The sequence below is a fragment of the Salinicola endophyticus genome, assembly GCF_003206575.1.
GTDB lineage: Bacteria > Pseudomonadota > Gammaproteobacteria > Pseudomonadales > Halomonadaceae > Salinicola > Salinicola endophyticus.
The window spans coordinates 36,350-49,504 of sequence record NZ_PZJO01000004.1; the positions used below are offsets into that span (position 1 = coordinate 36,350).

General features: G+C 68.9%; 14 protein-coding genes. 8 read left to right on the forward strand and 6 right to left on the reverse strand.

The genetic code is table 11. The features are described 5' to 3' along the window. Positions 1 to 64 precede the first annotated feature (64 nt). From DOM66_RS09610 to DOM66_RS09625, 4 genes are all read right to left on the reverse strand, one after another. Positions 65 to 961: a UbiA family prenyltransferase gene (locus tag DOM66_RS09610; RefSeq protein WP_223161946.1), complete on the reverse strand. Its 897-nt coding sequence runs from the start codon at positions 959 to 961 to the stop codon at positions 65 to 67. Next, the gene (gene eboE, locus DOM66_RS09615) at positions 904 to 2,121 is read right to left on the reverse strand and encodes a metabolite traffic protein EboE (protein WP_110689994.1); all 1,218 of its coding nucleotides are present in this window, start codon (positions 2,119 to 2,121) and stop codon (positions 904 to 906) included. Before eboE ends, DOM66_RS09610 begins: the two co-directional genes overlap by 58 nt. Continuing rightward, a complete protein-coding gene (locus DOM66_RS09620; protein WP_110678160.1) occupies positions 2,108 to 3,391 on the reverse strand; it encodes a 3-dehydroquinate synthase in 1,284 nt (427 codons plus the stop codon). The genes eboE and DOM66_RS09620 overlap by 14 nt, the downstream gene beginning before the upstream one ends. A 188-nt stretch (positions 3,392 to 3,579) precedes the next feature. Beyond that, positions 3,580 to 4,926, reverse strand: a complete 1,347-nt coding sequence (locus DOM66_RS09625; RefSeq protein WP_110689995.1) for an MFS transporter — start codon at positions 4,924 to 4,926, stop codon at positions 3,580 to 3,582. Between the two features lie 537 nt (positions 4,927 to 5,463). Between DOM66_RS09625 and DOM66_RS09630 the strand changes: the two genes are divergently transcribed. Beyond that, on the forward strand, positions 5,464 to 6,822 hold the full coding sequence (locus DOM66_RS09630; RefSeq protein WP_110689996.1) for an MFS transporter: 1,359 nt from the start codon (positions 5,464 to 5,466) through the stop codon (positions 6,820 to 6,822). 37 nt (positions 6,823 to 6,859) lie between these two features. Here the strand turns inward: DOM66_RS09630 and DOM66_RS09635 are convergent, their stop codons facing one another. Continuing rightward, on the reverse strand, positions 6,860 to 7,525 hold the full coding sequence (locus DOM66_RS09635) for a 2OG-Fe(II) oxygenase (RefSeq protein ID WP_110678166.1): 666 nt from the start codon (positions 7,523 to 7,525) through the stop codon (positions 6,860 to 6,862). 94 nt (positions 7,526 to 7,619) lie between these two features. Beyond that, positions 7,620 to 8,246 (reverse strand): CoA pyrophosphatase, encoded by a 627-nt coding sequence (locus DOM66_RS09640; protein WP_110678168.1) that lies wholly within the window; start codon positions 8,244 to 8,246, stop codon positions 7,620 to 7,622. A gap of 98 nt (positions 8,247 to 8,344) precedes the next feature. Between DOM66_RS09640 and DOM66_RS09645 the strand changes: the two genes are divergently transcribed. From DOM66_RS09645 to DOM66_RS09675, 7 genes are all read left to right on the forward strand, one after another. Further along, entirely contained in the window at positions 8,345 to 8,902 is a 558-nt protein-coding gene (locus tag DOM66_RS09645; protein WP_110678170.1) for an NUDIX hydrolase, read from the forward strand. 193 nt (positions 8,903 to 9,095) lie between these two features. Beyond that, on the forward strand, positions 9,096 to 9,416 hold the full coding sequence (gene ftsB / locus DOM66_RS09650) for a cell division protein FtsB (protein ID WP_110678172.1): 321 nt from the start codon (positions 9,096 to 9,098) through the stop codon (positions 9,414 to 9,416). Continuing rightward, positions 9,413 to 10,132: a 2-C-methyl-D-erythritol 4-phosphate cytidylyltransferase gene (ispD, locus tag DOM66_RS09655; protein ID WP_110678174.1), complete on the forward strand. Its 720-nt coding sequence runs from the start codon at positions 9,413 to 9,415 to the stop codon at positions 10,130 to 10,132. Before ftsB ends, ispD begins: the two co-directional genes overlap by 4 nt. After that, positions 10,129 to 10,614 carry a 2-C-methyl-D-erythritol 2,4-cyclodiphosphate synthase gene (gene ispF, locus DOM66_RS09660; protein ID WP_110689997.1) on the forward strand — a complete coding sequence of 162 codons (486 nt, stop codon included), beginning with the start codon at positions 10,129 to 10,131 and terminating at the stop codon, positions 10,612 to 10,614. The genes ispD and ispF overlap by 4 nt, the downstream gene beginning before the upstream one ends. A gap of 8 nt (positions 10,615 to 10,622) precedes the next feature. Then, on the forward strand, positions 10,623 to 11,666 hold the full coding sequence (gene truD, locus DOM66_RS09665) for a tRNA pseudouridine(13) synthase TruD (RefSeq protein ID WP_110689998.1): 1,044 nt from the start codon (positions 10,623 to 10,625) through the stop codon (positions 11,664 to 11,666). 63 nt (positions 11,667 to 11,729) lie between these two features. After that, positions 11,730 to 12,482, forward strand: a complete 753-nt coding sequence (gene surE / locus DOM66_RS09670; RefSeq protein WP_110678180.1) for a 5'/3'-nucleotidase SurE — start codon at positions 11,730 to 11,732, stop codon at positions 12,480 to 12,482. A 19-nt stretch (positions 12,483 to 12,501) separates the two neighbouring features. Next, the gene (locus DOM66_RS09675; protein WP_232825300.1) at positions 12,502 to 13,137 is read left to right on the forward strand and encodes a protein-L-isoaspartate(D-aspartate) O-methyltransferase; all 636 of its coding nucleotides are present in this window, start codon (positions 12,502 to 12,504) and stop codon (positions 13,135 to 13,137) included. Positions 13,138 to 13,155: the final 18 nt, after the last annotated feature.

The following is a 13,155-nucleotide window of genomic DNA, read 5'->3' on the forward strand; positions in this document are numbered from 1 at the left end:
GGAGATGGTCAGCGCTTCGGCCAGGGGCGGCTCGGGCCGGGCGCGGTGAGCCACCGCGCCCGGCTCAAGTGCCGGCGGAGAGTCGCTGCAACTGCAGTGTGGCGGCCCAGGCGCTCGCTGCGAGCAGGGCCAGCAGCGGATGACCCAGGGCGGCGATCAGCACCGCATCGAACAGTGAGATCGCGGCAATCAGGCCGACCACTGCTCGCGGTACGTCGCCGGGTGAGCGCCGGCGCAGCCAGGCGAGGCAACGCACCCCCCAGGCGAGATAGCCGAGCCAGAGCAAACCGGCCAGCAGCGTGGGGCCCGGCAGCAGCAGCACTGCCGCCAGCGTGAGCAGCAGCGGTACCGCCAGCACCCCCAGGGGCCATAGCGCGCCCAGACGATCGTAAGCCTCCTGCCGTGCCGCATAGGTCAGGCCGACGACATGGCAGGCCAGCCCCAGCGCCCCCAGCCATACCAGTGCGCCGAGCTGGCCCCCCAGCGCGAGCGCCGCGACCAGGTAGCAGAGCAGGCGACAGCTACCCATGACCAGCGGGCTCCAGCCCACGCCCTTGTGCCGCAGGTCGTAGAGCAGCACCGCCGCGGCCAGCGCCAGGCCCGCCTTGCCGGCCGCGGCGCCGGTGGTGAACAGCAGCAGCACGGCCGTGGCCAGCAGCGCCAGGCCAATCAGCGCGACCGGGGTGCGCCCGACCTCGCCACTGGGGATGGGGCGGCTGCTCCGCTCCCGGGCGTCAAGGGGGGCGTCGCAGGCGTCGTTGAGATACATGCCACCGAGATAGCACAGTGTCAGCGCCGTCAGCACCACCAGGCCGGCCTCGAACGATCCGCTCGCCCCGGCCAGCAGCGCGCCGGCCAGGGCATTGCTCCATACCGTGGGCAGGTTGGAGACGCGGCCCAGCCTCAGCCAGACGTCAGCGCGTCGGCGTCGATGGTGACGCCCAACTGCTGGCGAACCCACTCGAGCTCCTTCACCACCGCCACTTCCAGCCGCTGGCGGCGCACTGCTTCGGGTAGTACCTGCCACGTGTAGGTCTCCACTTCCAGGTGCGCCGAGATCGGCTGACGGCGATGCAGGGCCAGGATCTCGGCGAGAAAGTCACGGGTGGTCGAGAAGGGGGGAATGTCGGCGACGAAGATCGGCACGTGAAAGTGCACGCGCCACTCCTCGCCATCGGCCCGCTGAGGATCCGCGAGCGCCTCGGGGAGATCGCTGTAGCGAGACAGCCCCGTCGCGCTGCGCGCCACCACCTGGTGCAGATAGGTCGGTTCGCAGAAGGTCGTCAGCCCCTCGCGGGTGGCCGAGTCGAGCGCCCGCACGCGCAGTGCGGCACTCAACTGCAGCTTGTGGATGGGGATACCCGCGTCGCGCAGGGCCGCGACGCTGGCCGTGGGATCCTCGAACTCGACCGCCGCATGGCAGACGTCGTAGCACACTCCAAGGTGGCGCGGCAGCGCCGCCCGGGCCTGGGCCAGGGAGAGCCCGCTCAACTCGGCCAGGCGGGCGGCGGCGCTGTCGCAGAACAGAGAGTCACGGAAGAACGCCAGTGTCCCCTCGATGGTCTCGAGGAAGCAGCAGGGCTCCGGCTCCAGGGCGATGGCCACGCTGACGCCGGTACGCTTGAGCAACCCCACGCAGTGCGCCACGCACTTGAGCAGGTTGTCGGCCATGGCCGCCTCGGCGCCTGCGGCCAGCGGCCCATAGGTGCCGGGAACGGTGCTCAGGCTGAGGCTATCGCCGGGCTGGGCCAGCTCCGTCATCAGGTCGGCGAGCCAGCAGGTGTAGTCGAGCCGCGCCCGCTGTTTCCAGTCCGGCTGGTAGACCGCGGCCTTCACCGGCACCCCGTGGAAGGGGCCGAAGGGGAAGCCGTTCATGGTGACCAGACGGTAGTCATGGCGCGCCAGGATCGCCTTGAGCTCGGCGCGGGCGTCCGGTGCGCGAAGCTCCTCCAGCGCCTGGGCGGAGAGGCGCAGACCGAGCCCGAAGGAGACATCCGGCGCCAGCGTGCGGCGCACATAGGCCACCGGGCCCTCGAGTGCGCGGCGCACCTCATCCCAGGTCTGGGTCGGATGCACGTTGAGGCAGTAGGTCAACTGACCCAGGTCGTCAGGCAGCTGCATGGTGGGCGGCCTCCGTGTGTAGCCACTCGATCGCTGAGACGACCAGGGCGTGATCCATCGAATGGACGTCGACAGCGCGTCCGACCGCGGCCAGCAGGGTGACGGTCAACTCACCTCCCAGGTGCTCCTGGAACTCGCGCAGACCGGCGAGCAGGGCCGGCTGGCCGAGGGCGTCGAGCTCCAGCAGTTGCGGGTGATAGCGCGGCAGACCGAGGCGCTCGAGCAGCTGCATCACCCGTCGTTCGCCGCTCGCCGGGAGATGTCCGGCGAGCACGGAGTAGCGGGTGTCGAGGGCGATGCCGATCGCCACCGCCTCGCCGTGGCTGACGCCGTGATGGGTCAGCGCTTCCAGTTTGTGGGCCGACCAATGGCCGAAATCCAGCGGGCGTGACGAGCCCTGTTCGAAAGGGTCGCCAGCATGGCCGATCTGGTGCAGGTGCAGCTCGGCGCTGCGCTGGATCATGTAGGCCTCGGCGCGGGGATCGAAGGTCGCCAGCGCCTCGGCATTGGCCTCGAGCCAGTCGAAGAAGGCGGCGTCACGGATCAGGGCCACCTTGATCGCTTCGGCGATCCCGGCCAGGCGCTGGCGGCGCGGCAGCGTGGCCAGGAAGTCGAGATCGTTGAGTACCGCCCAGGGCGGGGCAAAGGTGCCGGTGAAGTTCTTGGTGCCGCGGAAGTTGACCGCATTCTTCACCCCGACGCCGCTGTCGTTCTGCGCCAGCACCGTGGTCGGCAGACGAATCAGGCGCACGCCGCGATGGGCCACGGCGGCGGCCAGGCCCACCGCGTCGAGTACGGCACCGCCGCCGATGGCGATGACATAGGCGTGGCGATCGACAGCGTGCTGGCGCAGCTCGTCCAGCCGGCTCTCCACCGTCGCCAGACTCGCCTTGATCGCTTCCCCCGCGGCCACCGTGATCGGTGGGGCGATCAGCGTCATGCGTGCGGCGTGGGCCTCGAAGTAGCGCGCCAGACGCCTGGCCAGATCCGGCCAGGCGGCGGCCACGCCGGCATCCACATAGACCAGGCAGCGGTGGCGCTGTTCCGGCTCCCGGCGTGCAACCACCTCCGCCAGGAGCGGATTGTCGGGGGAGAGCAGTTCGCGGGTGAAGGCCACCGGGTAGTCGTAGGTAACCTGGAAGTGCTGCCAGTGGATCACACTGGCCTCGACGCCGCGATCGGTGAAGCGTGAAGCGTCGCTCGGCGGCAGCGACGAGGCATCGATGGCGCTGCCGCCACCGGGAGAGAGGGAGACTGCGGGGCGGTTCATGGGGCGGTGCCTGCGTAGAGGGTCGACACGACATCGGCGGGCCGTCTAGTCCTCAAGGGCGGCCTCGCCGGGTTCGCGCCTAGCTTCCGCGCTCGACCCGAGGCGGGACAAGAATGGTTCTTCTGCTACGCAGGATGAGCCGCGCATGGTGCCACGGCATGAGAGGGCGCCAGCGAGCGCCCGCCGAGTCAGCCGCGCTTGGCCGGTGCGGTGGGCGAGGGCTCGACCTTGGACTCCTCGACATCATCGAGCCGGTCGGCGCGACGCAGCACCGGGAAGGCCCACATCCACAGCCCGACGATCCCCAGGGTACCGACAGCGCCGATCACCGCCGCCGGCACGGTGCCGAACCAGGCCGCGGTGACCCCGGATTCGAACTCGCCCAGCTCGTTGGAGGCGCCGATAAACAGCATGTTGACCGCATTGACCCGGCCGCGCATCTCGTCCGGGGTGGCCAGCTGCAGCAGCGTCAGGCGCACGTAGACGCTGATCATGTCTGCGGCGCCGGCGATCAGCAGGGCGCCGAACGAGAGCCAGAACCAGTGCGACAGTGCGAACACCAGGTTGGCCAGGCCGAACACCGCCACCGCCGCGAACATCGTCAGCCCCGCATGGCGGTTGATGGCGCGCACTCCCAGATAGAGCCCCATCAGCAGGGCGCCGATGGCGATGGCACTGCGCAGGGCGCCCAGCCCCTCGGGGCCGACGTGCAGGATCTCGTGGGCGTAGACCGGCAGCAGTGCCACGATGCCGCCGAACAGCACCGCGAACAGATCCAGCGAGATCACCCCGAGGATCACCGGCTTGCTGCGGATATAGCGGATGCCGGCGGTGAAGCGCTGCCAGGCGGTGTCATCCCGCGGCTGGCGTTCGGTGGCGTAGCGCACCGGCACCCCGAACAGGCCGAGCTGGGCGATCACGAAACACGCCAGCACCACGCTGTAGGTGAGCGCCGCGCCGAAGGTATAGAGCAGCCCGCCGAGCAGCGGGCCGCCGATCACCCCGATCTTCATGATCGAGGAGTTGAGTGCGATCGCCTTGCCCAACTGCGTCCGGGGCACGATCTGCGGCAGCAGGCTCTGCAGGGTGGGGCCGGTGAAGGCCCGCGCTGCGCCGAACAGCACCAGCACCGCGTAGAAGGGCAGCGCGCTCTCCGGGCGCTGCAGCGAGAGCGCGATCAGACAGGCGCTGCACACCCCCTGAGCCAGCCAGCTGAGCTGCAGGATGCGCTTGCGGTCGAAGCGGTCGACCACATCGCCCGCCGGCAGCAGCAGGACCACCATGGGCAGGAACTGGGCCAGGCCGACATAGCCCAGTGTCAGCGGGTCGCGGGTGATGTCGTAGACCTGCCACGCCACCACGATGGCCTGGATCTGCATCGCGAAAACCGCCGCCAGGCGCGAGACCAGAAAGGCGGCGAACCCGGGCTGACGGTAGACCGCGGCGTCCGTCTCCGGGTGGTCATCATCGGCAGTGGGGCGATCGATGCGTGACGGGTCGGCTGAGGATGAGGCGGGAGTGTCGGCGGTGGGCATGGTGTCCTTGGCGGTCGAGGCTAGGCACTGTCTGAAAAGTCCTGCGCTCGCCCATGCGGCGTTGACCATCGGCTCACTGAGCAACGTTCAGAACGTCCGCAGGACGGCCCGGAGGGTGAGCGGAGCGAGTAACCGGCGCATTGACACCCCGTAGACGGGAGCGTCAGCCCGGTCCGTTGTCGCCGATTTTGCCTTCGCTCGTCGACTTTTCAGACAGCACCGAGGAAGAGATCGATCTAGCTAGCGCGCTAACAGAGTAGTATACGCAGATTCTTCTCGACGTGCGCCGACGTTCGCTTGGTGAGGGGGGAGGATAATCCTGGCTAATGCCAGCGCCAACATGTCGGCGAGCTCCCGCCATACGTGGATTTTTCACCGCTATTCGGCTTTTTCGGCTGCCGGGTGCGGCGTATAGTGCGCTCGCCCGGGCAATGCCCGTAGGCGCGCTTTCCAAGGCTTTTTCTTCCTAGGCTTCTTCTGTCGCCGGTGGCGTACCCACGCCACCGGACCGGAACCGGTTGCGAGGTGGTTTGGTCGATGTCTCCGCAGTTGCTCTCCATGGCGCTGGCGCCGCTTCTGGGTCTGTTCATTCTGGGTATCGGCAACGGCTTTCTCGCCTCGCTGATCACCCTGCGCCTGGACGCCGCCGGCGAGTCGGTGACCACCATCGGCTGGGTGTCGGCGGCCTACTACATCGGCCTGGCGATCGGGGCGCTGTTCAACGACCGCCTGCTGCTGCGCATCGGTCATATTCGTGCCTACGCCTGCTTTGCGTCGCTGGTGGCGGTGACCGTGCTGCTGCAGGGGCTGTGGCTCAATGCGGGGCTGTGGTTCACCCTGCGCATGATCGGTGGCTGGGCCACCCTGGGCGTCTATCTGGTGATCGAGAGCTGGCTGCTGACGGCGGCGGATACCCGCGTGCGCGGGCGCCTCCTGGCGCTCTACATGATCTCGCTCTACGGCGCCGGGGTGATCGGCCAGCTGCTGCTCGGCGTGGCTGACAGCGCCGGTGCCAGTCAGCCGTTCATGATCATTGCCATCCTGGCGTCGCTGTCGGTGTTGCCGCTGGGCATGATCCCGCGGGTATCGCCGCTGATCGAGCACGCCGAGCCGCTCTCGCCGTGGCGTCTGATCACGGTCACGCCCACCGGCGTGATGGGGTGTTTCGGCTCGGGGCTGGCGATCTCGGCGATCTACAGCCTGCTGCCGCTCTATCTGCAGCGCAGCGGCCTCGATGTGCAGAAGATCGGCCAGATGATGGCAGTACTGATTCTCGGTGGCATGTTGCTGCAGTACCCCATCGGACGCTGGTCGGATCGCCACGACCGTCAGATCGTGCTGATCCTGATCGGTGTGGCGATGACCGCGCTGTGTCTGGGTATGCTGCTGCTGCCGTCGCTACCGTGGCTGCTGGCGGCGGCGCTGTTTCTGCTCGGGGGCGGGGTATTCGCACTCTACCCGGTGGCGGTGAGCCACGCCGCCGACCGCGCCCCGGCCGGCGCGCTGGTGCGCATGAGCCAGGGTCTGCTGCTGATCAACGCTCTCGGTGCCACCCTCAGCCCGCCGCTGATCACGCCGCTGATGACGCATGTCGGCGATGCCGGGCTGTTCGTCGCGCTGCTCGGTCTGGGGAGCTGTCTGGTCGTGTTCTTCGTGTGGCGGCGCAGCCGTCGCCCGGCGCCGGCGCCGGTGGCACCGTTCACCTCCAATCCGCCGCAATCGGTGGTGGGGGCCGAGCTTGCGGTGACCGCGGCGCTGGTGCAGGGGGCGACCGAACACGAGCAGCAGGAGGACCTGTCCCAGGTGGTGCCTGAGGTGGAGACCGCAGTACCTGAAGTGGAAACGGCGAGACCGGAGGCGGGATCGGCTGACGCGGAGACCGCAACGCGGCGCTGAGGACGCCAGCTCCGCATCCTGAGGGCTGAGCGAAAAATCAGCGCGCCGGGTCGACCCGCCCGCCGAGCGAGGCGTTTCGCCGGAACCAGCCGGCGATGCTGGTGCGTGGCAGGCGGGTCGGCAGCACCTCGTGGGGTATGCGGTCGGAGAGGAAACAGACGAAGGTGCCGGCGCGGGGGACCACCCGAGCGACTTCGCGCTCGCTGTCGTGCTCGTCGTAGAGCGCCATCTCGCCGCCGCCATCGCTGGGCCAGTCGGGATTGAGATAGAGCACGGTGGAGACGATTCGGTTGGCGCGTCCACGAAAGCTGTCGTAGTGCTTGCGATAGAAGGCGCCGGGCGGGTACTGGGCGAAGTGCGCCTCGAACTCGAACAGCCCCAGATAGAGGGCGATATTGATCTGCTGCTGCAGTTCTGCCATCAGCGCCAGATAGCGGCGCTGGGCGAGACTCTCGCGATCGAGCCAGTGAATGGCGTCACCGCGGATGTCGCGGCGCAGGGTGCGCTCGTCACCGCGGCCGATGGCGGCTTCCTGGAGCTGCTGACGCGCCTCGAGCCGGGTGAGTTCGGCGTGCAGGTCCTGGCACAGACCGACGTCCAGAAACGTCTCCCCGGCGTACCAGCCGCGCGCGACCAGAGCATCGATCAGCGGGGTCAGCTGCTGCTCGTCCCAGTAGGCGTGGTGAGTCTGGGTTTGGGACATCTCGGGGCCTCCGATGGCGGGTAACGCGTGGCTGGGAACCCGTGCCTGCGACAGCGCAACGGGAGATGGCTGCCGGGGCGGCGTGGGCCAGCGCTCAGCGGGTGGTGCGGCGCCCGCGCTGCGGATGATAGCGCAGCTCACCGCCCGCTGGCGGCTGTTCTAGCGAGACCGGGCTGGCGAAGCCCACCGTCAGCAGCTCCACCAGCATCATCGCCGAGAGTCCCCAGATGATGCGCCCATCGACCTCGTAGCTCGGCACGTACCACTCGCGGTCGTCGACCGGGATGACGTCGGTATGAGTGCGCCGGTCGTCGAGGAAATGCGCCAAGGGTACCTCGAAGATCGCCGCGATCTCGCCGGGTTCCGGGGTCAGCGTCAGATCCGGGGGGATGATGCCGACATACGGTGTGACCCGCAGGCCGTGCAGCGAGAGCAGGTCTCCTAGGCGGCCGACGATCTCCACCTCGGCCGGCGCCAGGGCGATCTCCTCCTGGCTCTCGCGCAGCGCCGTGGCCAGCAGGTCGCGATCCTCGGGCTCGCGCTTGCCGCCGGGAAAGGCGACCTGGCCGGCGTGGGAGGAGAGATGATCGGTACGCTGGGTGAACAGCAGCGTCGGCTCGCGGCGGTCCACCAGCGGCAGCAGTACGGCGGCCTGGGGGAAGGCCGCGTCGAGCTGGCGGGGGCGGTGCGCTTGCAGGCGCTCGCGAAGTGTCTCTAACATGCGGTGCTGATCCTACAGGGCCTGCTCCGGGTCAGCGCAGCGTCGAGTCGCGCTGAACGGGCATGGGCAGGGCTCGATGAATGCATTGCGAGGCGTCGATGAATTACTGCAGTCAGTGTGGCAACCCGGTGCGTTTCGCGATCCCCGAGGGGGACGATCGCCCGCGCTTTCAGTGCGACGCCTGCGGCACCATCCATTATCAGAATCCCCGCATCGTAGCCGGTACGCTGCCGGTCTCGGGCTCGCGGGTGCTGCTGTGTCGCCGCGCGATCGCCCCGCGTAAAGGTTTCTGGACCCTGCCGGCCGGTTTCATGGAGAACGGCGAGACGGTCGAGCAGGCCGCGCTGCGCGAGACCCGCGAGGAGGCGAGCGCGGTGGTCGATGCGCCCTCACTTTACACGCTGATCAGTCTGCCGCACATCGATCAGGTCTACATGATCTTCCGCGGCGAGCTCGACGGTGGCTACGCCGCCGGGCCCGAGAGCCTCGAGGTGGCGCTGTTCGAGGAGAGCGAGATTCCCTGGGGCGAACTCGCCTTTCCCACCATCGAGCGTACCCTGCGCCACTTCTTCAGCGATCGGGTGCACGGTCATTTCCCGCTGCACTCGGGCCAGATCGGCCTCGAGGAGCGCGAGCGTTTCTTCGGCTCGGCCTGACGCACCCTTCCACGCGTACGGCTTCAGCGGTGCTCTAGTCTCCCGGCCCACCTCAGTCTTCCGGCCCACCTCGCGCNNGCGCGAGGTGGGCCGCCTGGAGCGATGATGGCATAATGGCCGCCGCGCCGGCGACGCCCTTGGCGGGCTGTCGCCCTGCGTTCATGTCACCTTGGTCGAGCGGGAAGCGTTTGCGATGTGGAAATGGGTCATCCTGGTCTTGGTCGTCATGCTCGGACTGTTGCAGTACCGGCTCTGGTTCGGTGAAGGCGGGATTCGCGAGTTCAATGATATCCAGGCGCGTGCCGATGTCCTCGATGGCACGACCCAGACCCTGAAGGCGCGCAACGACCGTCTGGCGGCCGAGGTGGTCGACCTCAAGACCGGTCTCGACGCGATCGAGGAGCGTGCCCGCAGCGATATCGGCATGGTGCGCAAGGACGAGCAGTTCTTCTGGGTGCCCAACGTCGACGGCAGCCATGGCCCGGCCGCCGAGACGGGGGTGATCACGCCATGACGCTGTGGTTGATCGTTCCCGCCGCCGGTCGCGGCAGTCGCATGCAGGCCGACCGACCCAAGCAGTATCTGCCGCTACACGGACGCAGCGTGCTCGCGCGCACGCTGGCGCGGCTGCATCAGGCCTTCCCCGAGGCGGCACTGCGCCTGTGTCTCGATCCCGATGATGCCTACTTCGATCCAGATGACGTGCCCTTCAGCGAGTGGCAGCGTGTCGAGGGCGGCAGCGAGCGCGTCGACAGCGTGCGCCGCGCGCTCTCGACCCTCGCCGGCAAGGCCGCCGACGATGACTGGGTGCTGGTCCACGACGCCGCACGCCCGTGTGTACGGCGGGAGGATCTCGCCGCGCTCTCCCAAGCGCTGGAGCATGAAGCCATCGGGGCATTGCTCGCCGCACCGGTGGCGGACACCATGAAGCGCGCCGACGCCCGCGGCCGGGTCAGCCACACCGAGCCCCGCGATGGCCTGTGGCACGCGCTGACGCCCCAGGCGTTTCGCTACGACCTGCTGCGCCAGGCGCTGGATGCGGCTTTGGCCACCGGCACCGCGGTCACCGACGAGGCCTCGGCGATCGAGGCCATGGGGCTGTCGCCGCTGCTGGTGCCCGGCGGCCGCGACAATCTCAAGATCACGCGCCCGGAGGATCTGATCCTGGCGGCGCGCATTCTTTCGCTGCAGAGCGAGACCGACAGCGCATCACAGGGAGTCGAGGCATGACGCTCAGAATTGGCCACGGGTTCGACGTGCACCGCTTCGGCGAGGGCGATCATCTGATGATCGGCGGGGTACGCATTCCCTTCGACCACGGCTTTGTCGCCCACTCCGACGGCGACGTGCTGCTGCACGCGATCAGCGATGCACTGCTGGGTGCCTGCGCCCTGGGCGATATCGGCCACCATTTTCCCGATACCGATCCGGCCTGGGCGGGCGCCGACAGCCGCGAGCTGCTGCGCCAGGTGGTGGCACTGATCCGCGCGCGTGGCTACCGGGTGGGCAATCTCGATGCCACCATCCTCGCCCAGGCACCGAAGATGGCGCCCTGGATCGAGCCCATGCGCGCGGCGATCGCCGCCGACCTGGAGACCGCGGCGGATAGCGTCAACGTCAAGGCGACCACCACCGAGCGTCTGGGGTTCACCGGCCGCGGCGAGGGCATCGTGGCAGAAGCGGTGGTACTGCTGCTGGCTGCGTCGACGTGAGCCCTGCCGTGCCGGTCTGGCCGCCAGGCTGGGCCCATGTCGAGACGGCGCCGAGCGTCGAGGGCAGCTATCGTGACAGCGCCGAGGCGTTTCAGGTCGAGGAGGTGCTCGACTTCACGCCGGAAGGGGAGGGCGAGCATCTCTGGGTGTGGATCGAGAAGCGTGGCGTGACCACGCCCGATGCTGCCCGCAGCCTGGCCCGGCAGGCCCAGATCGCGGTGCGGGACGTCGGCTTCAGCGGGCTCAAGGATCGCGACGCGGTGACCCGGCAGTGGCTGTCGCTGGCGCTGCCGGGGCGCACCCTGGCTCCGGGTTGGGAGGCTCCGCTGGCCGAGCGCGGTATCCATGTGCTGCGTGCGGTGCGCCATCCGCGCAAGCTCAAGCGCGGCGTACATCGCGCCAACCGTTTCCGCCTGCGCGTGAGTGGGCCGGCGGCGAGTTCGGACGACGTGCGCCAGCGCTGGGAGCGGCTGGTCGCCCAGGGTGTGCCCAACTACTTTGGCCCCCAGCGCTTCGGCCCGGAAGGGCGCAATCTGCAGCGCGCCCTGGCGCTGTTCGCCCGCGGCTGGCGCAAGCGTGAGGACCCGCAGGGGCTGCTGCTCTCCACCGCGCGCAGCTATCTTTTCAATCAGGTGCTGGCGGCGCGGGTGGCCGACGGCAGCTGGTGCCGGCCGCTGGCCGGCGATGTGCTCAACCTGGAAGGCAGCGCCAGCCGCTTTCTGGCCGAGGCAGCCGAGCCCGAACTCGAGGCGCGTGCGGTGGCCGGCGATCTGCACCCCACCGGCCCGCTATGGGGGCAGGGCGAGCCGCACAGTCGTGGCGAGGTGGCCTTGCTCGAGCAGCGCGAGGCGGCGGCGTGCGCAGCGCTTCGCGATGGCCTGGCGGCGGCCGGCGCGCGGCATGAGCGGCGCGCGCTGCGGATACTGCCGGCGGCGGCGAGCTGGAGCGCGGCCGAGGCGGAGCGCGCGGCCTGGCTCGAGTTCAGCCTGCCGCGGGGGGCCTTTGCCACCGCCGTGCTGCGCGAGTTGATGCGTCATCCGACCCTCGTCTGAGGCGCTGCATGGCGAACCCGACGAGTCGAATCCGACAAGCCCGATCCGAGAGGAGTGAGCGAGATGCGTAGACTGTTGCTATCCAATGACGATGGCGTGCACGCGCCGGGGCTCAAGGCGCTCTATGAGGCACTCGGCGGGCATGCGCGGCTGCGCGTGGTGGCGCCGGATCGCGACCGCAGCGGCGCCAGCAACTCGCTGACGCTGACGCGACCGCTGGCGCTCGAAGCGCTCGACGGCGGCTTCTACAGCGTCGACGGCACCCCCGCGGACTGTGTCTATCTAGGGGTCAACGGCGTGTGGGAGGAGAAGCCCGATCTGGTCATCTCGGGGATCAACCACGGCGCCAACCTGGGCGACGACGTGCTCTACTCGGGCACCGTCGCTGCCGCCATGGAGGGGCGCAACCTGGGGATGCCGGCGATCGCCATTTCGCTCTGCGGCCAGCGCCACTTCGACACTGCGGGGCGCATCGCGGCGAGCCTGATCGGCGGCGCGGAGTCACTGTCACTGCCGCCGCGCAGCCTGCTCAACGTCAACGTGCCGGATCTGCCGTGGGAAGAGATCCGCGGCTTTCGCGTCACGCGCCTTGGCTATCGTGGACCGGCGTCCAACCCGATCCACATGAAGGATCCGCGCGGGCGTGATCGCTACTGGATCGCGGCGGTCTCGGAGAATGCCGACGACGGCCCCGATACCGATTTCGCCGCGATCGAGGGTGGCTTCGTCTCGATCACTCCGCTGCAGACCGATCTCACGCGTCACTCGACGCTGGACGATGTACAGGGCTGGCTGGATGGACTGTCACACGCCTGAAGAACTCAGCGGCGTGGGCATGACGTCGCAACGAACCCGCAATCGCATGGTCGAACGTCTGATGGCCGCCGGCATTCGTCAGCCGCGGGTGCTGGAGGCGCTGGCCGAGGCGCCGCGCCACCTGTTTCTCGACGAAGCGCTGGCCCACCGCGCCTACGAGGACACCTCGCTGCCGCTGGGGCTGGGGCAGACCCTGTCGCAGCCCTGGGTGGTGGCGCGGATGAGCGAACTGATCGTGCAGGCCGCACCCGAGCGGGTGCTCGAGATCGGTACCGGTTCGGGCTACCAGACGCTGATTCTGGCGCGGCTGGTGGCACGGGTGTGGAGCGTCGAGCGCATCGCTGCATTGCAGAATCGGGCGCGCCAGCGCCTGGCGCGGCTCGGCGCGGGCAATGTGCGTCTGCGCCATGCCGATGGCGGGCTGGGCTGGCCGCAGGCGGCGCCGTTCGATGCCATTCTACTCACCGCCTGCGCCAGCCAATTGCCGCAGGCGCTGCTCGAACAACTGAAGGATGGCGGCGTGCTGATCGCGCCGCTGGCGGATAGCGATGGGCGTCAATGGCTGACACGGGTACGCCGTCGCGGCCAGGCGTTCGATCATCAACGTCTCGAGGAGGTGCGTTTCGTGCCACTGCTGGAAGGAGTCATCCGTTGAAACGCAGCGTGACGACGG